The sequence below is a fragment of the Bordetella genomosp. 6 genome, assembly GCF_002119705.1.
Classification (GTDB): domain Bacteria; phylum Pseudomonadota; class Gammaproteobacteria; order Burkholderiales; family Burkholderiaceae_B; genus Bordetella; species Bordetella bronchiseptica_F.
The window spans coordinates 187,209-211,985 of record NZ_CP021107.1 but is presented as its reverse complement, the minus strand read 5'-3'; the positions used below and the strand labels follow the sequence as shown (position 1 = coordinate 211,985).

The window sequence follows — 24,777 nt, the reverse complement described above, 5'->3', positions numbered from 1 at the left end:
GACGACAAGTAATGCATCAGGCCGCCCGTCCCGCACAGAAAAAAGCGCAGGAGGAGAAAGAGGTATGCACAAGGCCTTGCCGTCCCTTATCGCGTTGCGCTTTTTCGAGGCGGCGGGACGGCTGCAGAGTTTCTCGAACGCGGCCCACGAGCTGCACGTCACCCAGGGGGCCGTCAGCCGGCAGATCCGAGCGCTGGAAGACGAGCTCGGCGTCAAGCTGTTCAATCGCCTGACCCGCAAGGTCGAGCTCACCGACGCCGGCCGCACCTACCTGGCCGACGTCGACGCGGCCTTCGCGCGCCTGCGCGCGGGAACCGAGCGCCTGAAGGCGCAGCAGGAACACACCATCCTGCGCATCAGCGTGCTGCCGTCGGTCGGGTCATCCTGGCTGATGCCGCGCCTGGGCTCGTTCACGCGCGAGTACCCCTACATCGAGATCCGCATCAGCAGCTCGATCGAGCCCGCCAACCTGCAGGCCGGCGACGCGGACGTCGCCATACGGGTCGGCGCCATGCCCGGACACCAGTACGGCAGCGACTCGCCGCGCATCGATCTGGTGATGACCGAGGACTGGCGCGATGTCCTGGCGGAAGAATTGATGGAGGACGTGCTGGTGCCGGTGTACTCGCCCAACATCCTCGAAGTGAACGCCAGGCTGGACGACAAGCGGATCTTCCAGACCCTGCCGCTCATCCACACGACCAGCCGGGCCGACGCCTGGACCGGCTGGATGAAGGCCTTCAACCTGCACGAGCCGCCCGCCACGCCGCGCATCGAATACGGCCACTTCTTCATGTCGCTGGACGCCGCGCGCCAGGGGCTGGGCGTGGCGCTGATCCCGGAAATCATCTACCGCAGTTCGTATACGCAGGGCCTGCACTGCGCCTCGCAGTACCGTACCCGCAGCGCCGGCGAGTACTACATGCTCACCCTGAACCGGCACGCGCAAAGCCACCACGTCGCGGTATTCCGCGACTGGGTGCGCAGGCAGTTCCGGGAGTTCAGGCACGGCGAGACCGCGCCCGGATAGGGCGCCGGGCGCGCACGCGCGCCGGCGCCCGTGCGCCGCCTAGCCGAGCAGCGTGATGGATTTCGCCGCCGGATCCAGGCGGATCGCGGTTCCGCTGGCGATGGCCTGCAGCAGGCGCGGGTCGAATCCTTCCATGATGGGCATGCCGGCCAGCACGGCCCCCTGGACCATGACCGGGTTGAGCTTGCCGAACACCAGGGCCTTGGGCGCGATCCCCTTGTGCAGCAGGTCGTAGAACGCCCAGCCGCCCGCCACGCCGCCCTTGGCGGTCGGGATGACGAGGATGCGATCCTTGATGGATTCGCCTTCCGCGCTGTGCCCGATGCGCGAGATCACGCCGCTCCAGCGGTCCAGGTCGTAGCGCGGGCTGAACCCCTCCCGCATGACCAGGGCCTGGCCCTCGACGACCGGCCCCCAGGCGCGGTCGACCGCAAAAACTTCGCTCATCGGAGTTCTCCCGTGCAGGCAATGTCCACGCAATCCGCCGTGCGGCGCAAGACGGTGTTGAAGCGATGGGCGGTAATGGTGTTGACCAGCTTGCCCGAATTGGAGATCAGGTTGGTCCAGCCGTTTTCCTCGCGGATCTTCGACAGGCGCTGCAGGATGTAGAAGCACACGCCCTGCAGGATCGTCACGCCGGCGGCTTCCAGCACGCCGACATAACCCAGCCGTTTCGCATCGCTGTAGATCATGTGGTTGGTGGTCACCACCGCGGTCATGCCAGGCGCCACGCGGCGTCCCTCGAACCGCTCGGAGAGCGACTGCATTTCGTACAGCGACAGCTGCGGCCCCGAGAAGACCACGATGTTCGAGCCGCCGTCCTTGTACTGGTAGGCGTCGAAGACGGCCTGCACATCGGCATCCGTGACGGTCATGGACGCGGCGGGCGCCGCGCCGCCGAAGGCGGCCTCGGCCGTCGGCGCTTCCGGCGTCGCGCCGACCATGTGGAACATCGCCATCGAACCGTAGCTCGCCAGCGAGGCGCCGAGATGCTTCAGCTCATCGGACATCGGCGTCTTGTCATAGCCCTCGATCACGGGAACCGCGAAGTAGTCCTGATTGGGATGCCCGATGATCTTGCCCAGCGCGCCCCAGTCGGCGAAGTCGCGCATCTGCGCCTGCAGCCTGACATGGATGGTTCCGCGCCGCGCCGCATCGAGGTGAAAGCCATACTCCGGCGTGCGGCCGGTCAGCGCGGCGGCGAAACTGGACTTGCCGGCCTCGAAGTTCGTGCGCGCGCCCAGCACCGAGTTGGCGTAGATGACGGTGCCCGTGTCGCCCCAGGCGACGTGCTCGCCGATCTTCGGCTGGTAGACGGTCTGATACGGGATGCACGAATCGGTGGCCGCGATGCGCATCGTCTTGTAGCGCGAGAGGATGTCCTTCTCTTTTGCCTCTTCCTCGGGATCCTGCGCCATCCTGGGATCGGCGTGGAAATGCATGCACTGCGCATTGCTCGACGCGGGCACGGCACAGCTCGCATGCTGGTCGGTCATGTGCCGCAGATGCTGCAGCCCGCCATCGCCCATCACCTCGATGTCGCCCATCACATGGGCATGGGTAATGGGAACGAAACGCGTGGCGCCGAAGAAGTTGCCGACCTGAATCTGGAATTCGATCGCTTCCTGCACCGCGGCGCCCTTGTCGCCGCGCAGCATCGCGAGCTCTTCCTCGCTCAGCCGCATGGTCCCTTGATCCAGGGTAGTTGTGTTGCTCATCGCCTTTCCTTCGTTGTTCAGTCCGCTTTCGCGCCTGATTCCTTGACCAACTTGCTGTACTTGCGCCGCTCCGCGTCGACGAACCGGGCCATATCGCCGGCGTCCATGAACGCGGGGCTGGCGCCCTGCGCCTGCAGGCGCTCGGCGAAACGCGGCTCGCGGGTAATCGCGCCGATTTTTTCGGACAGCAGCTTGATCACCTCCGGCGGCGTCGCGGCCGGCGCGAACACGCCCTGCCAGTTCTCGATGGCAAAGCCCGCAAAACCCTGCTCGGCCATGGTCGGCACGTCGGGCAACAGCGCGGAGCGCTCGGGCGTGGTGACGGCCAGCGCCCGCAGCTTGCCGGCCTGCAGGTGCGGCAGCGCCGGCGGCAGGCCGGAGAAGAACATATCGACCTGGCCGCCCAGCAGATCGGTCATCGCGGGCGCGCCGCCCTTGTACGGGATATGGGCAATGCTCGCCTTGGACTCCAGCCGGAACCATTCGCCGGCCAGGTGCTGCGGCCCGCCGGTGCCGGACGAGGCATAGTTCGCGGTGCCGTCCTTGGCCTTGATCTGGGCCAGGAGGTCCGTCACCGAACGGGCGGGGCTGCGCGCATTGACCACCAGCACCAGGGGCGCGGACGCCACCCGCGCCACCGCGACGAGGTCCTTGGCCGGGTCATAGGGCATCTTGGCATAAAGCAGCTGGTTGATCGCCACCTCGGCGGGCGACCCGACCAGCAAGGTATAGCCGTCGGCGGGCGCGCGGGCCACCGTGTCGGCGCCGATATTGCCGCCGGCGCCGGAGCGGTTCTCGACGATGACGGATTGCCCCAGCTCCTCGCCCAGGCGGGCGCCCAGCATGCGCGCCACCACGTCCGTGGCGCCGCCGGCCGGGAAGGGCACGATGATGCGTATGGGTTTGTCGGGATAGGCGGCGGCCGCCACGCCGCCCAGGCCCAGTGCCGCGGCGGCCAGGCCGCCGGCGATCAAGTTTCTGAGTTTCATGTTGTCTCCTCTTGCTGGACCAGACTATGCGCGCTCCAGGCATTCTTGGATAATCACGAAAACAGGCTACGTGACATATTTTTGTTATCACTAAAGGGGAAGGCCATGGCACGGCAAAGACTGGCGGGCGGTTCGGTGCCGGCCATATTCAAGTCGCGGCTGCGCATGAAACACCTGGAACTCTTTCGCAATCTCTGCGAGCTGCACTCCTTGCGCAAGGCCGCGGAGGCCTCCAGCATGACGCAGCCGGCGGCGACCAAGCTGATCCAGGAGCTGGAAAGCATGTTCGGCGTCCCGCTGTTCGAGCGCGACCGGCGGGGCATGCGCCCCAACGCCCATGGGGATCTGATCAAGCGGCATTTCAATGTGGTGATGTCCGATGTCGGCCATATGTGCGACGAACTGGCCCTGTACGCCAGCGGCGGCGCGGGCGTCGTCAGGCTGGGCATCGTCCCGTCGCTGTCCGCGCAACTGCTTGCCCGCATTACCGACGACCTGCTGTCGGCCCACCCCAACGTGCGGCTGGAGCTGACCGAAGGCGCCACCGACCGGTTGATGGAGGGCCTGCGGCGCAACGATCTCGACCTCATCTTCGGCCGCGTCCTGGACCGGGCGAGCGTGTCCGAACTGCGCGTGGTCGAGGTCTATACCGAATCCTTCGAGGTAGTCAGCGCGGCGAACCACCCGCTGGCGCGCAAGGCGCGCGTCGGCTGGGAAGACCTGAGCCAGGCGCGCTGGATCCTGCCGGCGACCGGATCGCCGCTGCGCGACATGGCCGAGCAGTTGTTCACCGGCCGCGGCATCCTGCGCCCCATCGTCTCGGTGGAGTACAGCAGCTTCCACCAGATGCGCTACGTCATCGCGGGCAGCGAACTGGTCGGGCTGCTTCCCACTTCCGTCGCCCTGCAAGGCGAAGCGCAGGGCGATATCGCCAGGCTTTCCCCCGCGGAGCGGGCCCGGTTCGCCCCGATCAGCCTGATCTCGCGCCAGGACTTCGAACAGCCGCCCGTCGTGCGGCAGTTCGAGGCCATCGTCCTGGGGGCCGCCAAGGATCTCGGCCAGGCCTGAGCGCCGCCCGGTGATCACCCGTGTTTATCACCTCCGCCCAATAACTGATCACCGGGGAATGATCTTTGGTGCACACTATGCGACCAGCCTGATCCCGCCCCTTTTCCCCGGAGTTCCAGTGGTACACGCCACGCCCCCCACGCCCGGTCCTGGCGACAGCCGCGGCTTTGTCGAGCAACTGCGCGGCATCGTCGGCGCCGCGCACGTCCTGACCGACGAACATCGCACCCGCCGCTACCGCGCCGGCTTTCGCTTCGGCTTCGGACGCGCCATCGCGGTCGTCAGGCCCGGCAGCCTGCTGGAGCAGTGGCGCGTCGTGCAGGCCTGCGTCGCGCACGGCAAGATCGTCATCATGCAGGCGGCCAACACCGGCCTGACCGGAGGGTCGACGCCGGACGGCGACGACTATGACCGCGAGATCGTGATCATCAGCACGATGCGCATGAAGAAGATCCAGCTCATCCTGGACGGCCGGCAGGTCATCTGCTTTCCCGGATCGACCCTGGACCAGCTCGAACAGGCGCTCGCGCCGCTGGGGCGCGAACCGCACTCGCTGATCGGCTCGTCGTGCCTGGGCGCCTCGGTGTTCGGCGGCATATGCAACAACTCCGGGGGATCGCTGATCCAGCGCGGCCCGGCCTACACCGAGCTGGCGGTCTATGCGCAACTGGGCGCGGACGGACGGCTGCAGCTTGTCAACCATCTCGGCGTCGCGCTGGGCGATTCTCCCGAGGAGATCCTGGGCCGCCTCGACGCCGGGCAATTCGGCGCGGCCGACGTGGCGACCGCGGTGGGAAGCGGCTCGGACCAGGAATACGCCGAGCACGTGCGCGCCGTCGACGCGGACTCGCCGGCGCGCTACAACGCCGACCCGCGCCGCCTGTTCGAGGCCTCGGGCAGCGCCGGCAAGCTGATTCTCTTCGCCGTGCGGCTGGACACGTTCCCCGCCGAAACCCAGACACGCGTCTTCTATATCGGGACCAACGACCCCGGCGAACTGACGGCGATACGCCGCCACATGCTGACCAGCCTGCCGGCGCTGCCGATCGCCGGCGAGTACCTGCACCGCGACGCCTTCGATATCGCCGACGTCTACGGCAAGGACACTTTCCTGGCGATACGCAAGCTGGGTACGGCCCGCCTGCCCAGGCTGTTCGCGCTCAAGGCCCGCATCGACAGCGTCTGCGAGCGCGTCCCTCTGTTGCCGAAGTACCTCAGCGACCGCGTCCTGCAATTCGCCAGCCGGCTGTTCCCCGACCACCTGCCCCGGCGATTGCGCGAGTACCGCGATGCCTACGCGCATCACCTGATGATCAAGGTGCCGGGCAGGATCGGCGACCAGACGCGGCGGTTCCTGCAGGCCTACTTCGACGACGCCACCGGCGCCAGCTTCGAATGCACGCCCGAGGAAGGGACGGCGGCCTTTCTCCTGCGCTTCGCGGCGGCCGGCGCCGCCGTGCGGTATCGCGCCGTGCATGCGGACCAGGTGGAAGACATCGTCGCGCTCGATATCGCACTCAAGCGCAATGACCGCGACTGGCTGGAACAGCTGCCGCCCGACATCGAGGCGCCCATCCTGATGAAGCTGTACTACGGGCATTTTTTCTGCCACGTATTCCACCAGGACTACATCGTCAGGAAAGGCAACGACTGCCTGGCGCTGGAGCACCGCATGTGGAAGCTGCTGGACGAGCGCGGCGCCGAATACCCCGCCGAACACAACGTCGGGCACCTGTACGACGCCAAGCCCGAGCTGAAGGCGTTCTACCGCGGCCTCGATCCGTGCAATCAGTTCAACCCGGGCATCGGCCGCACCTCCAAACTGCAGGGATGGCGCTAGGGCGCCGCGGCGCACGGGCGAGGGCAGTCCTCGCCCGTCTGCGGTTCAGGCTTGCAGCAAGGCGGCGTACCGGTCCAGATGATGGTCGGTGCCGCCGAGCAGGGGATCGATCATGGCCAGCCGCTTGAAGTAATCGCCCGGCGCCATCTCGTCGGTCATGCCCATGCCGCCATGCAGCTGGATGGCCTGCTCGCCCACATAGCGGCCGGCCCGCGCGACCACGACCTTGGCGGCCGACAGCTTGCGCTGGCGCGCGGCCGCGTCGGCTTCATCGAGGGCCTGGGCGGCCACGTAGGCCATCGAAAGCGCCAATTCCTTCTGTACCAGCATGTCCGCCATGCGATGCTGCAGGGCCTGGAAGCTGGCCAGCGACACGCCGAACTGCCTGCGCGTGCGCAGGTATTCCCCCGTCAGCTCGATCAGGCGCTCCATGGCGCCGGCGGCCTCCGCGCACAGCGCGGCGATGCCCCAATCCAGGCCGGCCTGCAATGCGCCCAGGCCGGCGCCCGGCGCGCCCAGCAGCGCCGATGCCGGCAGCCGGACATCGGCCAGCCTGACGCTGGCCGCGCGCTGGCCGTCCATGGTGGGCTGGCTGGCCAGCGTTAGACCGGCCGTGCCGCGAGTGGGAACCAGGAACAGGCTGAGCCCCTCGGCGCCGGCCAGCCTGGCGCTGACCACCAGCACGTCCGCCGCCGCGCCATGCCAGACCAGGGTCTTGGCGCCATTCAGCACGTAGGCGTCGCCTGCGCGCTCGGCCGTGGTCCGCACCGCCTCGGGGTTGGACCGGCCGCCCTGCTCCAGATAGGCGGTCGCGGCGATGCATTCGCCGGCCGCCAGGCCGGGCAGCCACGCCCGTCCCTGTTCGTCGCTGCCATGCCCCTGGATGATCGTGGTGGCGATCACCGCGCTCGGCGTGATGGGCTCGCTCATCAGCCCGCGGCCCAGTTCGTGCTGCACGACCAGCTGGGTGGCCGCGTCCGCGCCGAAGCCGCCATGCTCGGCGGCCACGTTCAGGCCCTGTATGCCCAGCTCGGCCAGGCCGGCCCAGATGGCGGGGTCCACGCCCGCGTCGCCGCGCACGATGGCGCGGCGCTTCTCGAAGGCGTATCCGGTCTCGATGAAACGCCGCAGGCTGTCGGCCAGCATGCGTTGCTCTTCGCTATAACTGAAGTCCATGATTCGCCTCTCGTTCAAAGGCCCAGGATGGCCTTGGAAATGATGTTCTTCTGCACCTCGGTCGCGCCGCCGAAGATGGTGGTCTTGCGCATGTCGAAGTACGCCGCGGTGGCGCCGGCGGCCCACGCGGGGCTGTCCACGGCCTGCCCCTCGCCGTCCAGCCATGCGCTGGCAAAGGGCCAGGCATCGGGCCCCGCGATCTCCATCTGCAGCATGGCCAGGTCCTGCTGCAGCTCCGAGCCGCGGATCTTGACGATGGACGCCTCGGGCCCCGGGGCGCCGGCGGCCTGCGTGGCCACGCGCAGCAACAGCATCTCCAGCGCCATCACGTCCATCTCGATGCGCACGATCTTGTCGCGCACCCGGGGGTTCTCGATCAACGCCTGGCCATGGCCATCGGAGGTGGCGGCCGCGTAGCGCTTGAGCTGCGCCAGCTCGCGGTGGCAATTGCCGATGCCGGCAATGCCCGTGCGTTCGTGGCCGAGCAGGTACTTGGCATAGGTCCAGCCGCGATTCTCCTCGCCGACCAGGTTCTCCACCGGAACCTCGACGTCCTCGAACCAGGTCTCGTTGATGTCGTGTCCGCCGTCCAGCGTCTTGATCGGACGCACGGTGATGCCGGGCGTCTTCATGTCGATCAGCAGCAGCGATATGCCCGCCTGCGGCTTGGCCTCGGCGTCGGTGCGCACCAGGCAGAAGATCCAGTCGGCCCAATGCGCCATCGTGGTCCACGTCTTCTGGCCGTTGACGATGTAGCGGTCGCCCTTGCGCTCGGCGCGCGTGCGCAGCGAGGCCAGGTCCGAGCCGGCCCCCGGCTCGGAGTAGCCCTGGCACCAGAAATCCTCCACGCCCGGTATGCGCGGCAGGAAGCGCTGCTGCTGGGCGCTGCTGCCGTACTTCATCAGCACCGGCGCGATCATGCTCAGGCCGAAGGGCAGCAGGCGTGGCGCGCCGGCGCGTCCGCACTCGATGTCGAAGATGAGGCGCTGCAACGGCGTCCAGCCCGTGCCGCCGAACTCGACCGGCCATCCCGGCGCGCCCCATCCATGCGCATGCAGGATGCGATGCCAGCGGATGTAGTCATCGCGCAGCAGATGCTGGTGCGCGAGCACTTTCTCGCTCAGTTCCCTGGGCAGCGCATCCGCAAGAAAGCCACGGACTTCCTCCCGAAATGCCTGTTCCTCTGATGTGAAGCGCAGATCCATGAGATGTCTCTTTGTTGTAGGTGGAGCGGAACGCCCAACGCGTCCACGTCCAGCCAGGATAGCCTCCTCATTGCGGATTGCGGCAAAAAATATCTATCTCGGACCTTCGCCATGGCGCGGGCCGGGAAAAGCGCCGCCCCCTTGATCTGCGCGATCGCCGGGGCCTCCCAACCACCTCTCGGGCGAACTGCTAGCGCAGGAGGCCGGCATCGAACCGAATTGACGCGGACAACGGGCGCCCGGACCGCGGGCGCCCGCCGCGGTCAGTCGATCCGCTGCAAGCCGACCTTCTCGACCACGTCGCGCCAGCGCTGCAGCTCGTTGTCGATCCGCTCGCGCGCGGCCTGGCGCGTGCCGCCGCCCGGCTCGATGCCGCGCGCCCGCAGGTCGCGCACGACATCCTCGGAACGCATGATCTCGTTGACGGCGGCGTTCAGTTCATCGAGCACCTGGGTCGGCGTTCCCTTGGGCGCCATCAGGCCGTTCCATCCGCGCGCGGTCAGGTCGGGATAGCCCGCTTCGGCGCTGGTCGGCAGCGACGGTATTTCCTTCAGGCGCTCCGGCGACAGCACGGCCAGCGCCTTCATGCGGCCGGCCTGGACCTGGCTGAGCACCTCGGCGGGCGAATTGAACGAGATCTCGATCTGGTTGCCGAGCAAGGCCGGAATCAGGTCGCCGCCGCCCTTGTAGGGCACATGCAGCAGCTTCGTGCCCGTCAGCAGCTGCAGATATTCGCCCGTCAGGTGCGTGAAGGTGTTCTGTCCGTACGACCCGTAGCTGACCTTGCCCGGGTTCTTCTTGGCGTAAGCCACCAGATCCTGGAGCGTATTGCCCGGGAACGACAGGTTCGACACCAGCAGATAGGTGGTCTGGCTGGTGACCGCGACGGGCTCGAAATCCTTCGCCGGATCGTATTGCAGGGAGGTCCTGATGGTGGGAACGACCGTCAGCTCCGAGGAGGCCGAAGCCAACAGGGTGTAGCCATCTGCCGGGGACCGCGCGACAACGGTCGCCGCGATCGTGCCGCTGGCGCCGGAACGGTTTTCCACGATGAAGCGCTGGTTGTACTTCTTGCCCAGCCGGTCCGCCACCAGGCGGGCCACCGTATCGGCGCCGCCGCCGGCCGGATAGCCCACGATCAGCGTCACCGGCTTGAGGCCCGGCCACGCCACGTCCGACGCGGCGGCCATCGGGGCCCATGCGCCCAGCAGCAGCGGCGCGGATAGCGAAAGCAGCAGCCTGCGCAACAGACGGCTTGTTCTTGCAGCGATTTCAATGCACATATGATTTCTCCTTGTCTCATCGTTGTAGAAAAAGCGCCGCCGTCATGGACCGGATCCGGAAGCCCGGCTTGCGTGACGGAGGAGTACATCACCACTACCGAAAAAGCGTCATGGCAGCCTCGCCGCTGCCGCTTACCCTGTTTGCGCGGCCGGCTCCCGCACATGCGCGACCAGGCGCGCCAGCATCGCGTCGCATTGCGCAAGCTGTTGCAGCGAAACGAACTCGTCGGGCTTGTGCCCCTGGTCCATGCTGCCCGGCCCGCATATCACCGTGGGGATGCCCGAGCGGCTGAACAGCCCCCCTTCCGAGCCATAGGCCACGGTGCCGAAATCGTCCGAACCGCACCATTGCGCCAGCAGGCGCGCCGCTTCGCTGTGCGCCTCGGTCGCCAGGCCCGGGTAGGCGCTCAACGGCCGCATCTCGATGCCGGTATCCGGATTGACCGCCTGCATGCGGGGCAATAGCTCGCGGTCCGCATAGGCGCGCAACTCGCGCTGCACGACGCCGGGGTCGAAGGCAGGCAGGGCCCGCACCTCGAAATCGAACTCGCATTCGGCCGGAACGATATTGAGCGCGCGCCCGCCGGCGATGACCCCCGTCTGCACCGTCGAGAACGGCGGATCGAAACGGTCGTCGCGGTGCCCCGGGCCGGCCAGGCGGTCCCCGATCTCGTTGAGCTTGCCGATCAGCCGGGCAGCGTACTCGATGGCGTTGACGCCCGAAGGCGCATACGCGGAATGGCACGCGTGTCCCTTGACCTGGCAGCGCATGGCGGCCTTGCCCTTGTGGCCCAGGACCGGACGCAGCAGCGTCGGCTCGCCGATCAGGCACATGGCCGGAAGCGGCGAGCGCCTTTCGATCTCGGCCAGCATGGACCCGACGCCCAGGCAGCCGAGCTCCTCGTCATAGGAAAACGCCAGGTGTACCGGAATCCGCAGCGGCCGCCGCACCAGGGCCGGCACCGCGGCCAGTACCGCGGCGATGAAGCCCTTCATGTCGGCCGTGCCGCGGCCATGGAGGCGTCCGTCCTTCTCCGTGAGACAGAAGGGATCGGTGGTCCACGGCTGCCCGTCCACCGGCACCACGTCGGTATGGCCGGACAGCACGATGCCGGCCCGCTCGCCCGGCCCGATGGTGGCGAACAGATTGGCCTTGGTGCGCGCCTCGTTGAAGAACAGTTCGCTGGCCACGCCGGCCTGCGCGAGGTAGTCCTGGACAAAGGAGATCAGCGCCAGGTTCGACTCGCGGCTGACGGTCGGAAACGCGACCAGCCGCGCCAGCAGGTCGCGGGTGGCGCTACTCATCGCCCGGCACGCCATAGGTCGGCGCGACCGTCGGGTTCAAGGCCCGCGCCAGATAGTCCTGCATCTGCGGGCGATAGGCCTGCCACAGCGCGCCGAGCGAGGCGATGGGGCAGCCTTCGTCCCAATCGACGCGCAGGTCGGCGATCGGCCAGCTGACCTCCCCGGCCAGGCTCAACGCCGCCGAATGCACGGGGCCGGCTTCGCCGCCCGCGGCCACGCCGGCGGCCATGCCCGCCAGCAGGCGATCGGCCAGGGGGCCGGCCGCGCGGTCGAAGGCGCCGGCCATGGCGTCGATCACGCCGGCACTGCTGAGCAGGTTGCCCGCGGCGACGCAATTTTCCGCTTCGACGACGTGGTGCACGCCCAAGGCGCCGGAGCCGGTGAAGGACGCGGTGCGTCCTTGCGCGTCGATGACCGTGACCTGGCGGTGCTGGCGCCAGGGATCGGCATCGAGCGCCTGCTGCAGGGCCTGCCGCGGCGCGGCGCCGGCGGCCAGCAGGTCCAGGATGGCGGGCCCCAGCGACGGCAGGGTGATGTTCTGCGTGGATACGGCGCCCACGCCGGGCCTGAGCCACGGGCAGCGGGCGCCGACCGCGATGCTGGAGGAACTGATGGCAACGCCGAGCTGCCCGGTTTCGGGACACAGCCCGATGATGGAGAACGTCATGTTCCGCTCCCTGGCGCCGCCGCCTGCCAGCCGTCCGGAATGACCGCGATCACATCGATTTCCATCAGCCATTGCGGCTGGCCCAGCGCGCTCACCACCAGGCCGGTGGAGATCGGGAACACCCCCTTGAGCCACTTGCCCACCTCCTGGTAGACCGGTTCGCGGTAGCGCGGATCCACCAGATAGGTCGTGGTCTTGACGATGTGGGACAGGTCGCTGCCGGCCTCCTCGAGCAACTGCCTGACGTTCCTCATGGCCTGCTCGGCCTGGGCGCGCGGATCTCCCAGGCCGACCAGCCGGCCCTCGAAATCCGTGCCGACCTGGCCGCGCACGTAGACCGTCTGCCCGGCGCGGACAGCCTGGCAAAGATCGTTGTCCAGCGTCTGGTTCGGGTACGTGTCCTTGGTGTTGAACATGCGTATGCGTGTATGCGTGGGCATCGATAGCGTTCCTGTAGACGGGATTCACACTCACAAACCGGGCTTGCCGAAATCGGGGTACGACAGGTAGTTGCGCTGCATCGCTATGTGGCCGGCAATGTGCTTCGCGTCGTGCCACACGCCCCAGAGGAACGCCGAGCCGCGCCGGGACAGCCAGGGCAGGCCAAGAAAATACACCCCCGGCTCGCTGGAGACCCCGCGCTGGTGGCGCGGCCTGCCGTTGGCGTCGAACGCGTCGACATTCAGCCAGCCATACTCGGCGGCGTATCCGGTCGCCCAGATGATCGACGTCACGTTGGCCGCCGACAGATCGAGCTGCACGATGGGCTCGGTCATGCATGCGGGGTCGGGCGGCAGCCGGCGGGCTTGCGGTTCTTCCGGCAACGACAGGCCGTTGCGCGCGACGTAGGCGTCGGCGGCATCCAGCAGGGCAAAGTGGTTGGCATCGCCGCGCGCCACGTTCTCGGCCAGATCGTTCTCGAACGCGGCGACGCCATCGCGAAACGACTTCGTCACGCCCACCAGCGTGATTCCCTGGTGCGCCAGCGCGCGGAACTCGATGGTCCGTCCGCCGTCCGCGCCGCTGACGGCAATGGTCACATGCTCGCGGCCGGGCTGGACCGTCTCCTGGTCCCACAGGCCGAGCACGCCCAGCCACCAGCAGAAGTCGCGGCCGCGGTAGCGCCGCGGCGGACGATCGTGCGGCCCGACGGACAGATAGACCTCGCGGCCGGCGCGCTGAAGCTCATCGGCGATCTGCACCCCGGACGAGCCCGCGCCGACCACCAGGACGGCGCCCGCGGGCAGTTGCCCGGGGTTGCGGTAATCGGCCGAATGGATCTGCGTGAGCGTGGGGTCCTGCGGCGCAATGGCGGGAATCACCGGGCGCTGGAACGGCCCCGTCGCGACCACGACGCGCTGCGCCTCGTAGGTGCCGGCGGACGTCTGCACCGTAAAGCCAAGCCTGCCGGCATTGCGTTCGACGCGGACCACTTCCACGCCGGTCCGGATGGGCGCATCGAACTTGCGCGCATAGGCCTCCAGGTAGTCGGCCACCGCGTCCTTGGACGCGAAGCCGTCCGGATCCAGCCCCTCGAATTCCATACCGGGGAAGCGGTCGTGCCAGGCGGGGCCGTTCGCGACCAGGGAATCCCATCTCCCGGTTCGCCAACGCTGCGCGATGCGGTCACGCTCCAGCACGATGTGAGGCACTCCCTGCCCAGTCAGGTGCTCGCTCATCGCGATGCCCGCCTGGCCACCGCCGACGACAAGGGTGTCGGTCAAAATGGGGCTATGAACAGTCACGTCTTCTCCGTAATCGACGTCAAGGGGTTCATGCCTCAGGCACGCGGCGGATGGGAGACCGCACTACGTCGCCATCGGCATCGGGGTGCCGCAACATGCACCCGCTGGCTTGACGGCATTACAGCGAAAAACGCCCGCGCGCTGCGTTGGATTTACTGATGGCGTACACCAGTAAAGCCGGAAAATGCCATGCCGGACGATGCGCGGCGCATGCGATGCCTGTTGCGTCGGCATATGCGAACCCGAACGTCGACAAATACGAAGCAGTGCATCCGAGGGTGTCTATAAGATCTGGCCAATGGCGCCGCTTCGGCCGGCCGCCGCCCAACCCCACTGACACCATTGCACCTTGAGGAGTCGATGCATGTTTGACGCGCTTGTCCTTGAAAAGAATGACGATTTCAAAGCCGCCGTACGCCAGGTCGACGACGGTTTCCTGCCCGATGGCGACGTGACCGTCGACATTCATTACTCCACGCTCAACTACAAGGACGGCCTGGCCATCACCAACCGCTCTCCGGTGGTGCGCGATTGGCCGATGGTGGCCGGCATCGACGGCGCGGGCATCGTCCGCGCCAGCGAACATCCCGCCTGGCGGCCCGGCGACGCCGTGATACTCAACGGCTTTGGCGTGGGCGAGAAGCACAAGGGCTGCCTGGCCCAGCGCGCGCGCCTGCGCGGCGACTGGCTGGTGCGGCTGCCGCAGGGGCTGAGCCTGCGGCAGGCGATGGCCATCGGCACCGCCGGCTACACGGCCATGCTGTGCGTGATGGCGCTGGAACGCAACGGCGTACGCCCCGGCGACGGGCCCGTGCTGGTGACCGGCGCCACGGGCGGCGTGGGCTCCATCGCGTTGCTGCTGCTGTCGAAACTGGGCCACCAGGTCGTGGCCGTGACCGGCAAGGCCAGCGAAGCGCCTTACCTGCGCAGCCTCGGCGCCACCGAGATCCTGGACCGGGCCGAACTGTCCGGCCAGGGCAAACCCCTGCAGAAAGAACGCTGGAGCGCGGTGGTCGATGTGGTGGGCAGCCACACGCTGGCCAATGCGCTGGCGCAGACGCGCTATGGCGGCACGGTCGCGGCCTGCGGGCTTGCCCAGGGCGCGGACCTGCCGGCCACCGTCATGCCCTTCATCCTGCGCGGCGTGGCGCTGATCGGGGTGGACAGCGTCATGGCGCCGCTTGAAATCCGCAACCAGGCCTGGCAGCGCCTGGCGAAGGACCTGGACCTCGCCATGCTAGAGACGCTGACGCGCGAGATCGCGCTGGCCGAGGCCATCCCGGCCGCGCATGAGCTGATGGACGGCAAGGTGCGGGGTCGGATCCTGGTCGGCACGGGCAACGCCTGACGACGGCGCGGGTCCGTCGCCCTTGGCGCGGGCCCGCCGCAACCCTAGGCCGTATCGTCGGAGGCAGGCTCGGCCTGCGGGCTCCACATGAAGTGCGAAGGCGCGACCATCCCCGGCACATGCTCGTCGGAGATATAAGTCCGGCATCGCTGCATGAAGGCCTCCAGCACGCGGCGCGGCCTGGGCACGGGAATCCACGCCATGCCCAGGCGCATGGGCTGGTGCTTGCCGGCCAGGCGCAGGCTCACGACGCGCTTGCCGTCCAGCGAATGGCTCATGCGCGGCCGCACATTCACCAGCGAGTAGCCCACCCCGTTGGCGACCAGCGAACGCACCACGTCCGGGCTGCCCGAACGCGCAGCCACCAGCGGTTCGAGCTGCTGGGCGTGAAACAGCCCGAAGAAATACTCGCGGCTTCTCGGCAGGTCCAGCAGCACCATGGGATGCTCGGCCAGGCCCTTGAGGTCCACCACGCGCCGGTCGGCCAGCGCCGAGGTCTCGCCGACGATGACATGCGGCGGCAGGGTGGCCAAGGGCTCGAACGTGATGTCGGTGCCTTGCACGTCCAGGTCGTAGGTCACCGCCACGTCGATCTGGCCCTTGTACAGGCGCTCGATCAGGCCTTCATGATGGTCTTCCACATGCGTCACCTGGACTTGCGGATGGGCGCGCGAAAAACCCTGGCACAGCTCTGGCGTCACCATCGCGGCCAGCGTCGTGAAACACCCCACCCGCAAGGGCCCCCGAATGCTCGACTGCGCGTCCGAGACGATGCCGTACAGGCCGGCGGTCTGGTCCAGCACGCCGCGCATCTGCTTGAGCAGGTCCTCTCCCAGCGGCGTGGTCGACAGGCCCTGGGCATGGTGCCGCACGAACACCTGGGCATCCAGCTCGGATTCGATATGCGCGATCGCCGCCGAGATGGACGACGGCGACACATGGATGCAGGCCGCGGCTTCGGCGATGCTTTTGTAGTCGCCGGCGGCGAGACAGTATTCCAGCTGGCGTAACGTGATTCGGGAGAGCATGGAGGATGAACCGTCAGCGAAAGTGGAAAATATTTCGTCACGGATCATTCACCAATTCAGTCACCATGACAAGCCAACAGCATGCCGGCGGCGCATCGCGGCAAGACCTTGCCGCGACCGCGCGCCGGCGTGCTTGCCGCGTACTGTCAGCCCGAACCCAGCATGGCGGCGCGCGCGTCCACGCCGACCGGCTTGCCGTCCCCGGCCCGGATCAGCAAGGGGTTGATGTCAAGCTCTGCCACCTGCTCGCGCAAGTCCGCGATCAGCCAGCTCACCCGGCTGACGACCTCGGCCACCGCCGCCACGTCCGCCTTGGGCATGCCCCGGTAGCCATCGAGCAGCGGCCATTGCTTCAACCGCCGCAATAGCGCCATGGCCTGCTCGGTGTCCACGGGCGCCACCGCCAACTGGGTATCCGGCACCAGCTCCACGGTGACCCCGCCGAACCCGACCATGATCATCGGGCCGAACTGGGCATCGTTGATCGCGCCGACCAGCAGCTCGCTTTGCGCCGCCACCATCTCGGCCACCAGGCAGCCGTCGAGCACCGCGCCATCGACCTGGCTGGACAAGGCCTGCGCGATCTCCGACCAGGCGCGCCGCACGGCCGCCTCGTCCGCCAGCCTCAGCTTGACCGCCCCGATATCGCTCTTGTGCACGAGTTGCGCGCTGACGGCCTTGAGCACCACGGGAAAGCCGATGGCCCGCGCGGCCTCGACGGCGTCATCGGCCGTGCGGCAGAAACGCTCCTGCGCCAGGGGTATGCCGTATGCGCGCAGCAGCGCCTTGACCTCGGGTTCGCCGGGACGCGCGCCCAGCATCCGGCCGGCGCCCTCGGGCATCGGCCACGACGCGGGCCGCGGCGCATCCCGGGCGGGCAGGGCGTCGGCCCTCGGCACGTAGTGCCGCAGGATGCGGATCGCATCGTCCATGCGATCGACGTACGGCAGCCCCAGATCCTGCAGCAGGGTCCTGCAGTTGTCGGCCACCGCCCCGGGCGTCACCAGGAACAGCGCCGGCTTGCCGCTCGGCCGCGCCATGGCCTGGCCCAGCGCCAGCGTCACCTGCTCGAAGTGCGGCGACGTGGTGAGAATGACGAAGATGACGCCGATGTCGGGCGCCTGGTTGTACGCCTGCACGATGGTGCGCAGCTGGCTCATCTCTTCCGTGGTCCGGTTGCCCAGGTCCACCGGATTGAAGGCATGGCTGGGGTTCATCACCGTGCCCAGCAACTGCTGGGACGCGGCGTCCAGCCTGCCCAGCCGGATGCCCACGTCGGACAGGCGGTCGACGCCGATCCCGATCGCGCCGCCCGACGGGGAAACAATGCCCACGCCTTCGGCGGCGCATCGTCCGAAGCGCCCCAGGATCGCGGCCAGCTGCAACATCCCGTCGGGATCGTCCACGATCGTCACGCCCGTGGCTTCGCACAGCGCTTCGAGCGCCCGGTAGTTGCCCGCCAGGCTGGCGGTATGCGAACGCGCGGCCTCCGCGCCGGCGGCGGTGCGGCCGGTCTTGGTCAGGAGCACGGGCTTGCCCGCGCGCTGGGCGCGGCGCGCCAGCTCGGCGAAACGGCCGGTATCGACGAAACCCTCGACATACATCGTGATGACGCGCGTCAGCGGGTCGTCGATCATGTACTCGAAGAAGTCGCAGATCTCCAGATCGCACTGGTTGCCCAGCGACACGCAGGCGCTGAAGCGGATCTGCTCGCGGCATGCCCGGTCGTACATCGACACCATGAGCGCGCCGCTCTGGCTGATCAGGCCGATGTTGCCCGGCAGCAGCTCGCCCTGTTCCACCACCAGCGAGGACGTCAGCGCCATGCGGTGGTGGGGGTTGATGATGCCCATGCAGTTCGGCCCCACCAGCCGCATGCCCGCCTCGCGCGCGATGCGCACGATCCGGTCCTGCCGCGCGACGCCTTCGGCGCCCAGCTCGGCGAACCCCGCGGACACGATCACGCAGGCGCCTACGCCCGCCGCGGCGCATTCGCCGATGGCCTGCTCGATCATGTCCACCGGCAGCGCGAGGATGGCGACGTCCACCGGGCCCAGGTGGCCGATGCTCGGCACGGCCGGCAGGCCCGCCACTTCTGCCCTGCGGGGGTTCACGGGTATCACGGTGCCGCGGTAGCCGTTGCGCGTGACGTAGTGGATGATGCGGCCGCCGAACTTCTTCAGGTCGTCGGAAGCCCCGACGACGGCGATCGAACCCGGCGCGACGATGCGCGCCACGCTCAACCGGGGTTGCCGGGCGAAACCGGGCGATACGGATGCGTTGTCCATTACCTGCCCTTGAAGCGCGGCTGGCGCTTTTCCTTGAACGCGGCAATACCTTCGTTCTTGTCCTCGGACGCCCAGATCCGGGTGCACCATTCCTCTTCCAGCTGCGCGGCCCGGTCGGTGTTGTCGCGATACTGGGCCCGCACGGCCAGCTTGATGGCCTTGACCGACATGGGCGCGGCGGTCGCCAGCCGGGCCGCGATCTGGGCCACCTGCTCATTGAACTCACCGGCCGGCACGACCCGGGTCACCAGGCCCAGCTCCAGCGCCGCCGCGGCGTCGATGTCCTCGCCCAGCAGCAGCAGGTCCAGCGTGCGGTTGCGGCCCAGGAAATGCACCAAGCGCACCATGCCGATGCTCCACGTCGGGATGATCCCGAGGTAGGCATCCCCCGCGCGGAACTTGGCGGTGTCCGAGGCGATGCGGATATCGCCGATCCACGCAATACCCGTGCCGCCGCCGATGCACCAGCCTTCGATGGCGGTGATGACGGGCTTTTCCAGCGTTTCGATGCGCTCGACGACCTCGCGCCCGATCACGCGCAGCATGCGGGCGTCGTGCTCCGAGAAATCGGCCTGGTCGTTCAGGTTGGCCCCGGCGGAAAACGCGCGGCTGCCCGCGCCACGGATCACGATGGCGCGCGTCTCGTCGCGCCGCTCCAGCGCCTGCAGGCCCTCCAGCAAGGCGTGCAGCATCTCGACCGAGAATACGTTCAGGGGAGGCGCGTTGATCGTCATTGTGCTGACGGCGCCCTCATGCGTGATGTCTATGCTCCCGGCCATCCAACGTCTCCTTTTCGATATGGGGGAAAGAACCTGGCAACGCTTGCTGGCCTCCATGTTCACGGGCTTGCCGCCGGCTGTAAATCTTCAAATTCCGCGCCAGCGCATCAAGAAATCCAAACCTGCGCCGGCGGCGCCGGCATTGCGCGGCGCAAGGACTGTCGTGCGGTCCTCGCCCAGCCAGCGCGGCGCTTGACAAGACAATGGCGACCTCCTATAAATATATTTATAATTCATTTAATAATAAATTATGCAGGGGAGAATATGGTGAACCCGCCACAAGCCAGCGCATCCATCCGGGTCGCGACCGCCACGCGCTTGCGCGGCGCGCGCCGTCATCCCGCCTGGGGCCCGGCATCATGAAACTGCGCCTGGCCGAAAATTTCCGGGCGGTGTTCTACGCGCCGTTCTACGCCCTGAAGGCGCTCGGCCACGCCGAGCGCGCGGGCCTGGAAATCGAATGGCTGGCGCCCGGCGACCCCGGCGGCGCGATCGACGCGGTGAAATCGGGCGCCATCGACCTGACCTGGGGCGGCCCCATGCGCGTCATCAAGGACCACGACAGCGCGCCGGACAACGGCGCATCGCTGCTGTCCTTCGGCGAAGCGGTCGGGCGCGACCCATTCAGCCTGGTCGGCAGGGCCGGTCTGGCCGCGCGCGATCTTCATGACTTGCCCTCGCTGCGCCTGGGCGTGGTGTCGGAAGTGCCGACGCCCTGGTATTGCCTGCGGGCCGATCTGCACGACCGTGGCATCGATATCGCGCGCGACGGGCGGCTCGTCGAGGGCCTGACCATGCCGCAGCAGGTGCAGGCCCTGGCGGACGGGACGCTGGACGTCGCGCAGCTGTTCGAACCCTGCGCCAGCCAGGCCCTGGCCGCCGACGGCCGGCTGCTCTACGACGCCTCCAGCCGCGGCCCCACGGTCTACACCACCTTCATCTGCACGCGCGATGGCCTGGCGCGCAACGGCGCCGCCCTGGCCGCGCTGGATCGCGCCTTGCGCGCAACGCAGGCGTGGATCCACGCGCACGACGCGCGCGACCTTGCCCGCGTCACGGCGCCGTTCTTCGCCGACCTGGCGCCGGACCTGCTCCACGCGGCCATCGAGCGCTACCGGCGCAACGGCATCTGGTCCGCGACCACCCAAGTGAACAAGGAGGGCTTCGACCGCCTTGCCCACAGCTTGCACGGCGGCGGATTCGTTTCGTCGCGCATGGGCTATGAGGCCTGTGTCCACAATTTCCACCACTGACGCGGGACGGCCATGCACGGCGCCCGATTGCGTTGCCCACCTCCTTTCTCGGAAATCATCACGATGGCCATTCTGCATCCCCTGAGCTTTGCGCGCGGCCTGTGTCGCCTGCCGCGCCTGGTCCTGAACGCATCGATCCTGTTGCTGGCGAGCCTGGCGGCGCAGGCCGCCTCGGCCGCCGACGCGTTTCCCAACCGTTCGATACGGATGATCGTGCCCTTCTCGGCCGGCGGACCCGCCGACATCGTGGGGCGCCTTTACGCCCAGCACCTGTCGGACCTGATGGGCCAGCCCGTGGTGGTGCTGAACCGCGACGGCGCCGGCGGCATCATCGGAACCAACGAAGCCGCGCGCGCCGCCCCCGACGGCTATACGATCGTGTTCGGCACGACCAGCACCATGGTCATCAACCAGATCATCTCGAAGAAGCTGCCGTACGACTTCTTCCGCGACTTTTCGCTGGTCGGCCTGATCGCCAATGCGCCGCACGTGCTGGCGGTGCGCGCGGACTTTCCCGCCCGGACCGTGCCCGAACTGATCGCGCTGGCCAAGCAGCACCCCGGCAAGTACACCTTCGCCACCTCCGGCATCGGGACCATCGTCCAGATGGGCGGCGAACTGCTCAAGTACACCGCGGACATCAACCTCATGCACGTGCCCTACAAGGGCGGCGGACCGGCCACGCTGGCGATGCTCGGCGGCGAAGTCGACATGACGGTCAACGACCTGACGACCATCAAGAACCACATCGCCAGCGGCAAGCTGCGCGCCCTGGCGGTGGCCGACAAGAACCGGCTGGCGCTGCTGCCGGACGTGGCGACCTTTACCGAACTGGGACTGCCCAGGATGGTCTCCAGCACCTGGTGGGGCATCGCGCTGCCGCAAGCCACGCCGGCCGACATCCAGGCCAGGTTCCAGGCGGCCAACAGCAAGATCGTCGCCAACCCGGACTACGCCGCGCGCCTGGCCGAACTGGCCGTGCAGCCCCTGGTGCTGACGGACCAGGAAAGCCGCGAGTTCATCGCCGCCGAAACGCAGAAGTGGCAGACCATCGCCAACGTCGCCGACATCAGCGTCGATTGATCGACACAGGCGGCCGCGCCCAGGTGGAACGGCCGCCCGATACGGAGCAGGAAATCATGTCGGTACTGGTCACGGGCGGGGCGGGGTTTGTCGGCCTGAACCTCATCGAACAACTGCTTGGACGCGGCGAAGACGTCGTGGCGTTCGGCCCCACTGCCTTGCCGGACGCCGCCACCGCGGCGATGGCGCGCCTGCCGGGGCGCCTTGCCACCGTGCTCGGCGACGTACGCAGCGGCGCGGACCTGGACGCGGCCTTGCGCCGGCATGGCGTCGACCGCGTGGTGCACGGCGCCGCCGTGACCGCCGGCCTGGACCGCGAAAAACGCGCCGCCGCGGACATCTTCACCGTCAACCTGCTGGGCGCCATGGAAGTGATGGAAGCCGCCTTGCGCCATGGCGTGCGGCAGGTGGTGCAACTGGGCACCGGCTCGGTGTTCGGCTCCGCCGGGCGGGTCGATGGCATGCTGGACGAAACCAGCGCCGTGCTGCCCGATACGCTGTACGGCATCAGCAAGTTCGCGGCCGAGCGCACCGGCGTGCGCTACCGGCAGACGCGCGGCCTGAACCTGACCGTGCTGCGGCTGGGCACGGTCTTCGGCCGCTGGGAGTACGACACCGGCGTGCGCGATACCTTGAGCCTGCCCCTGCAGCTATCGCGGATCGCCGCAGACGGCGGACAGGCCGTGCTGCATCGCCAGGCCGCCGACGACTGGGTCTACTCCGTGGACGTGGCGCGCGGCATTCTGGCCGTGCTGGACCGCGGGCAAACGCCCGACCCGGTCTACCACCTGTCGGCCGGCGCGCGCTGGTCGGTGCGGGACTGGTGCGAACGCCTGCGCGAGCGCTTCCCGCGCTTTGCCTACCGCATGGCCGACAACCTCGACGAATGCACCATCGGGCGCGACAAGGCGGCGCAGCGCGCGCCGATGGACATCGCCCGCCTGCGCCGCGATACCGGCTACGAACCGCTGTACATGCTGGAGCGCGCCTTCGACGACTACCTGGCCTGGCAGGCGGCGGTGGGCAGGATCGTCTGAACGGGCCGCACCGGGGCCGGCGCCTCCCAAAAAAACAGGCCGCTGTCATGCGGCCTGTCTTGCCCTCTCACTCCACCGTCACGCTCTTGGCCAGGTTGCGCGGCTTGTCCACGTCGGTGCCGCGCACGCACGCCGTGTGGTACGACAGCAGCTGCAGCGGGATCGTGTGCACGATGGGCGAGAGCGCGCCGTAGTACTCGGGCATGCGGATCACGTGCATGCCTTCGGCGTTGGCGATCTTGCTGTCGGCGTCGGCAAACACGTACAGCTCGCCGCCGCGCGCACGCACTTCCTGCATGTTGGACTTCAGCTTCTCCAGCAACGCGTCCTTGGGCGCGATCGTGACCACCGGCATGTGCTCGGTCACCAGCGCCAGGGGGCCGTGCTTGAGTTCGCCGGCCGGATAGGCCTCGGCGTGGATATAGCTGATTTCCTTCAGCTTGAGCGCGCCTTCCAGCGCGATCGGATAGTGCATGCCGCGCCCCAGGAACAGCGCGTTTTCCTTGGACGCGAAACGGTCGGCCCAGGCCATGATCTGCGGCTCCAGCGCCAGCACCGCGCCAATGGCCGCGGGCAGGTGGCGCAAGGCCTTCAGGTGCTCGGCCTCCTGCTCCTCGGTGAGGCGGCCGCGCGTCTGCGCCAGGGCCAGCGTCAGCAGGAACAGCGCGGTCAGCTGCGTGGTGAAGGCCTTGGTCGACGCCACGCCGATCTCGACGCCCGCGCGGGTGATGTAGGCCAGCTCGCACTCGCGCACCATGGCGCTGGTGGCCACGTTGCACACCGTCAGCGTGTGCTGCATGCCCAGCGAGCGCGCATGCTTGAGCGCGGCCAGCGTGTCGGCGGTTTCGCCCGACTGCGAGATGGTGACCACCAGCGCATTGGGGTTGGGCACGCTGTCGCGGTAGCGATACTCGCTGGCGATTTCCACCGCCACCGGGATGCGGGCGATCGACTCGATCCAGTACTTGGCGGTCAGGCCGGCGTAGTAGCTGGTGCCGCAGGCCAGGATCAGCAGCGAATCGATCTCCTTGAAGACCTTGTACGCGCCGTCGCCGAACAGCTCGGGCGTGATCGACTCGATGTCCTGCAGCGTGTCGCCCACGGCGCGCGGCTGCTCGAAGATCTCTTTCTGCATGAAGTGGCGGTACGGGCCCAGCTCGGCCGCGCCGGTATGCACCTGCACCGTGTGCACCTTGCGCTCGACCTGCTTGCCGGCCTGGTCGACGATCCACACGCGGGCCAGCTGCAGGTCGACCACGTCGCCGTCTTCCAGGTAGATGATCTGGTCGGTCGTGCCGGCCAGGGCCAGGGCGTCGGAAGCCAGGAAGTTCTCGTTCTGGCCCAGCCCGACCACCAGCGGCGAACCCTGGCGGGCCCCGACCACGCGGTGCGGCTCGTCGCGGCAGAACACGGCGATGGCGTAGGCGCCCTGCAGGCGGCGCACGGCCTGCTGCACCGCCTCGAACAGATCGCCCGCGTACAGGTGGTTGACCAGGTGCGCGATCACCTCGGTGTCGGTCTGGCTTTCGAACACGTAGCCCACGCCCTGCAGTTCCTGGCGCAGCTCTTCGTGGTTCTCGATGATGCCGTTGTGCACCAGCGCGATGCGCGGCTCGTCCTTGCCCTGCGCCGAGAAATGCGGGTGGGCGTTGTAGGTGGCGGGAATGCCGTGCGTGGCCCAGCGCGTGTGGGCGATGCCGGTGAAGCCGCCCAGCTTGTCCTCGGCGACCTGCTCGGACAGCTCCGCCACGCGCTTGGTGCTGCGCGTGCGCCGCAGGTGGCCGTCCATGTACAGGGCGACGCCGCACGAATCGTAGCCGCGGTACTCGAGGCGCTTGAGGCCTTCAATCAGGATCGGGGTGATGTCGCGCTGGGCGACGGCGCCAACAATGCCGCACATGGGTGGACTCCTAAGAATTCAGGTTCGGACGCATT

At 68.0% G+C, this 24,777-nt stretch carries 21 protein-coding genes; 7 read left to right on the top strand and 14 right to left on the bottom strand.

Annotation, left to right across the window (positions count from 1 at the left end):
• Nucleotides 1–64: 64 nt before the first annotated feature.
• Nucleotides 65–1,030: a LysR substrate-binding domain-containing protein gene (locus tag CAL11_RS01015; protein ID WP_086091876.1), complete on the top strand. Its 966-nt coding sequence runs from the start codon at nucleotides 65–67 to the stop codon at nucleotides 1,028–1,030.
• A gap of 39 nt (nucleotides 1,031–1,069) precedes the next feature.
• On the opposite strand, the gene CAL11_RS01010 is transcribed toward CAL11_RS01015, so the two are convergent.
• From CAL11_RS01010 to CAL11_RS01000, 3 genes are read right to left on the bottom strand one after another with little or no spacing between them, the layout of a single operon-like run.
• Nucleotides 1,070–1,477 (bottom strand): aconitase X swivel domain-containing protein, encoded by a 408-nt coding sequence (locus tag CAL11_RS01010; RefSeq protein ID WP_015064846.1) that lies wholly within the window; start codon nucleotides 1,475–1,477, stop codon nucleotides 1,070–1,072.
• Entirely contained in the window at nucleotides 1,474–2,715 is a 1,242-nt protein-coding gene (locus CAL11_RS01005) for an aconitase X (RefSeq protein ID WP_279629045.1), read from the bottom strand. Before CAL11_RS01005 ends, CAL11_RS01010 begins: the two co-directional genes overlap by 4 nt.
• 50 nt (nucleotides 2,716–2,765) lie before the next feature.
• A complete protein-coding gene (locus CAL11_RS01000; protein WP_086091874.1) occupies nucleotides 2,766–3,737 on the bottom strand; it encodes a Bug family tripartite tricarboxylate transporter substrate binding protein in 972 nt (323 codons plus the stop codon).
• Between the two features lie 105 nt (nucleotides 3,738–3,842).
• Between CAL11_RS01000 and CAL11_RS00995 the strand changes: the two genes are divergently transcribed.
• Together CAL11_RS00995 and dld are read left to right on the top strand one after the other, a co-directional pair.
• Nucleotides 3,843–4,805: a LysR substrate-binding domain-containing protein gene (locus CAL11_RS00995; RefSeq protein WP_086091873.1), complete on the top strand. Its 963-nt coding sequence runs from the start codon at nucleotides 3,843–3,845 to the stop codon at nucleotides 4,803–4,805.
• A gap of 118 nt (nucleotides 4,806–4,923) precedes the next feature.
• Nucleotides 4,924–6,645 (top strand): D-lactate dehydrogenase, encoded by a 1,722-nt coding sequence (gene dld, locus CAL11_RS00990; RefSeq protein WP_086091872.1) that lies wholly within the window; start codon nucleotides 4,924–4,926, stop codon nucleotides 6,643–6,645.
• 45 nt (nucleotides 6,646–6,690) lie between these two features.
• Here the strand turns inward: dld and CAL11_RS00985 are convergent, their stop codons facing one another.
• From CAL11_RS00985 to CAL11_RS00955, 7 genes are all read right to left on the bottom strand, one after another.
• Nucleotides 6,691–7,821 carry an acyl-CoA dehydrogenase family protein gene (locus tag CAL11_RS00985; RefSeq protein WP_086091871.1) on the bottom strand — a complete coding sequence of 377 codons (1,131 nt, stop codon included), beginning with the start codon at nucleotides 7,819–7,821 and terminating at the stop codon, nucleotides 6,691–6,693.
• Nucleotides 7,822–7,835: 14 nt separating this feature from the next.
• Nucleotides 7,836–9,026, bottom strand: a complete 1,191-nt coding sequence (locus CAL11_RS00980) for an acyl-CoA dehydrogenase family protein (protein ID WP_086091870.1) — start codon at nucleotides 9,024–9,026, stop codon at nucleotides 7,836–7,838.
• Nucleotides 9,027–9,289: 263 nt separating this feature from the next.
• Nucleotides 9,290–10,309: a Bug family tripartite tricarboxylate transporter substrate binding protein gene (locus CAL11_RS00975; RefSeq protein WP_086091869.1), complete on the bottom strand. Its 1,020-nt coding sequence runs from the start codon at nucleotides 10,307–10,309 to the stop codon at nucleotides 9,290–9,292.
• A gap of 132 nt (nucleotides 10,310–10,441) precedes the next feature.
• Nucleotides 10,442–11,614: an acetylornithine deacetylase gene (gene argE, locus CAL11_RS00970; protein ID WP_086091868.1), complete on the bottom strand. Its 1,173-nt coding sequence runs from the start codon at nucleotides 11,612–11,614 to the stop codon at nucleotides 10,442–10,444.
• Nucleotides 11,607–12,281: a DUF1028 domain-containing protein gene (locus CAL11_RS00965; protein ID WP_086091867.1), complete on the bottom strand. Its 675-nt coding sequence runs from the start codon at nucleotides 12,279–12,281 to the stop codon at nucleotides 11,607–11,609. The genes argE and CAL11_RS00965 overlap by 8 nt, the downstream gene beginning before the upstream one ends.
• Nucleotides 12,278–12,721 carry a RidA family protein gene (locus CAL11_RS00960; RefSeq protein ID WP_033447793.1) on the bottom strand — a complete coding sequence of 148 codons (444 nt, stop codon included), beginning with the start codon at nucleotides 12,719–12,721 and terminating at the stop codon, nucleotides 12,278–12,280. Before CAL11_RS00960 ends, CAL11_RS00965 begins: the two co-directional genes overlap by 4 nt.
• Nucleotides 12,722–12,751: 30 nt before the next feature.
• Nucleotides 12,752–14,026 (bottom strand): flavin-containing monooxygenase, encoded by a 1,275-nt coding sequence (locus CAL11_RS00955; RefSeq protein ID WP_086091866.1) that lies wholly within the window; start codon nucleotides 14,024–14,026, stop codon nucleotides 12,752–12,754.
• Between the two features lie 364 nt (nucleotides 14,027–14,390).
• On the opposite strand from CAL11_RS00955, the gene CAL11_RS00950 reads away from it, so the two are divergent.
• Nucleotides 14,391–15,374, top strand: a complete 984-nt coding sequence (locus CAL11_RS00950; protein ID WP_086091865.1) for an MDR family oxidoreductase — start codon at nucleotides 14,391–14,393, stop codon at nucleotides 15,372–15,374.
• Between the two features lie 44 nt (nucleotides 15,375–15,418).
• Here the strand turns inward: CAL11_RS00950 and CAL11_RS00945 are convergent, their stop codons facing one another.
• The 3 genes from CAL11_RS00945 to CAL11_RS00935 form a co-directional block, all read right to left on the bottom strand.
• Nucleotides 15,419–16,402: a LysR family transcriptional regulator gene (locus CAL11_RS00945; protein ID WP_086091864.1), complete on the bottom strand. Its 984-nt coding sequence runs from the start codon at nucleotides 16,400–16,402 to the stop codon at nucleotides 15,419–15,421.
• Nucleotides 16,403–16,548: 146 nt separating this feature from the next.
• Nucleotides 16,549–18,690, bottom strand: a complete 2,142-nt coding sequence (locus CAL11_RS00940; protein WP_086091863.1) for an acetate--CoA ligase family protein — start codon at nucleotides 18,688–18,690, stop codon at nucleotides 16,549–16,551.
• Nucleotides 18,690–19,469: an enoyl-CoA hydratase/isomerase family protein gene (locus tag CAL11_RS00935; RefSeq protein ID WP_015064832.1), complete on the bottom strand. Its 780-nt coding sequence runs from the start codon at nucleotides 19,467–19,469 to the stop codon at nucleotides 18,690–18,692. The genes CAL11_RS00940 and CAL11_RS00935 overlap by 1 nt, the downstream gene beginning before the upstream one ends.
• 359 nt (nucleotides 19,470–19,828) lie before the next feature.
• On the opposite strand from CAL11_RS00935, the gene CAL11_RS00930 reads away from it, so the two are divergent.
• The 3 genes from CAL11_RS00930 to CAL11_RS00920 all read left to right on the top strand — a co-directional run bounded on the left by CAL11_RS00930 (nucleotide 19,829) and on the right by CAL11_RS00920 (nucleotide 22,842).
• Nucleotides 19,829–20,722, top strand: a complete 894-nt coding sequence (locus tag CAL11_RS00930; RefSeq protein WP_086091862.1) for an ABC transporter substrate-binding protein — start codon at nucleotides 19,829–19,831, stop codon at nucleotides 20,720–20,722.
• 63 nt (nucleotides 20,723–20,785) lie between these two features.
• Complete coding sequence (locus CAL11_RS00925; protein WP_086091861.1) at nucleotides 20,786–21,805, top strand: Bug family tripartite tricarboxylate transporter substrate binding protein; 1,020 nt, start codon at nucleotides 20,786–20,788, stop codon at nucleotides 21,803–21,805.
• 56 nt (nucleotides 21,806–21,861) lie between these two features.
• Entirely contained in the window at nucleotides 21,862–22,842 is a 981-nt protein-coding gene (locus CAL11_RS00920; RefSeq protein WP_086094488.1) for an NAD-dependent epimerase/dehydratase family protein, read from the top strand.
• Nucleotides 22,843–22,909: 67 nt separating this feature from the next.
• Here the strand turns inward: CAL11_RS00920 and glmS are convergent, their stop codons facing one another.
• The gene (gene glmS, locus CAL11_RS00915) at nucleotides 22,910–24,742 is read right to left on the bottom strand and encodes a glutamine--fructose-6-phosphate transaminase (isomerizing) (RefSeq protein WP_086091860.1); all 1,833 of its coding nucleotides are present in this window, start codon (nucleotides 24,740–24,742) and stop codon (nucleotides 22,910–22,912) included.
• Nucleotides 24,743–24,777: the final 35 nt, after the last annotated feature.

Excerpts from the sequence above, each read along its gene's own strand:
- CAL11_RS01005 (WP_279629045.1), bottom strand. The coding sequence starts at position 2,715 with ATGCGGCTGAGCGAGGAAGAGCTCGCGATGCTGCGCGGCGACAAGGGC.
- CAL11_RS00945 (WP_086091864.1), bottom strand. The coding sequence starts at position 16,402 with ATGCTCTCCCGAATCACGTTACGCCAGCTGGAATACTGTCTCGCCGCC.
- CAL11_RS00930 (WP_086091862.1), top strand. The coding sequence starts at position 19,829 with ATGAAACTGCGCCTGGCCGAAAATTTCCGGGCGGTGTTCTACGCGCCG.
- CAL11_RS00950 (WP_086091865.1), top strand. The coding sequence starts at position 14,391 with ATGTTTGACGCGCTTGTCCTTGAAAAGAATGACGATTTCAAAGCCGCC.
- CAL11_RS00980 (WP_086091870.1), bottom strand. The coding sequence starts at position 9,026 with ATGGATCTGCGCTTCACATCAGAGGAACAGGCATTTCGGGAGGAAGTC.
- CAL11_RS00995 (WP_086091873.1), top strand. The coding sequence starts at position 3,843 with ATGGCACGGCAAAGACTGGCGGGCGGTTCGGTGCCGGCCATATTCAAG.
- CAL11_RS00985 (WP_086091871.1), bottom strand. The coding sequence starts at position 7,821 with ATGGACTTCAGTTATAGCGAAGAGCAACGCATGCTGGCCGACAGCCTG.
- CAL11_RS01015 (WP_086091876.1), top strand. The coding sequence starts at position 65 with ATGCACAAGGCCTTGCCGTCCCTTATCGCGTTGCGCTTTTTCGAGGCG.
- CAL11_RS01010 (WP_015064846.1), bottom strand. The coding sequence starts at position 1,477 with ATGAGCGAAGTTTTTGCGGTCGACCGCGCCTGGGGGCCGGTCGTCGAG.
- CAL11_RS00960 (WP_033447793.1), bottom strand. The coding sequence starts at position 12,721 with ATGCCCACGCATACACGCATACGCATGTTCAACACCAAGGACACGTAC.
- CAL11_RS01000 (WP_086091874.1), bottom strand. The coding sequence starts at position 3,737 with ATGAAACTCAGAAACTTGATCGCCGGCGGCCTGGCCGCCGCGGCACTG.
- argE (WP_086091868.1), bottom strand. The coding sequence starts at position 11,614 with ATGAGTAGCGCCACCCGCGACCTGCTGGCGCGGCTGGTCGCGTTTCCG.
- CAL11_RS00940 (WP_086091863.1), bottom strand. The coding sequence starts at position 18,690 with ATGGACAACGCATCCGTATCGCCCGGTTTCGCCCGGCAACCCCGGTTG.
- glmS (WP_086091860.1), bottom strand. The coding sequence starts at position 24,742 with ATGTGCGGCATTGTTGGCGCCGTCGCCCAGCGCGACATCACCCCGATC.
- CAL11_RS00920 (WP_086094488.1), top strand. The coding sequence starts at position 21,862 with ATGTCGGTACTGGTCACGGGCGGGGCGGGGTTTGTCGGCCTGAACCTC.
- CAL11_RS00925 (WP_086091861.1), top strand. The coding sequence starts at position 20,786 with ATGGCCATTCTGCATCCCCTGAGCTTTGCGCGCGGCCTGTGTCGCCTG.
- CAL11_RS00935 (WP_015064832.1), bottom strand. The coding sequence starts at position 19,469 with ATGGCCGGGAGCATAGACATCACGCATGAGGGCGCCGTCAGCACAATG.
- CAL11_RS00965 (WP_086091867.1), bottom strand. The coding sequence starts at position 12,281 with ATGACGTTCTCCATCATCGGGCTGTGTCCCGAAACCGGGCAGCTCGGC.
- CAL11_RS00975 (WP_086091869.1), bottom strand. The coding sequence starts at position 10,309 with ATGTGCATTGAAATCGCTGCAAGAACAAGCCGTCTGTTGCGCAGGCTG.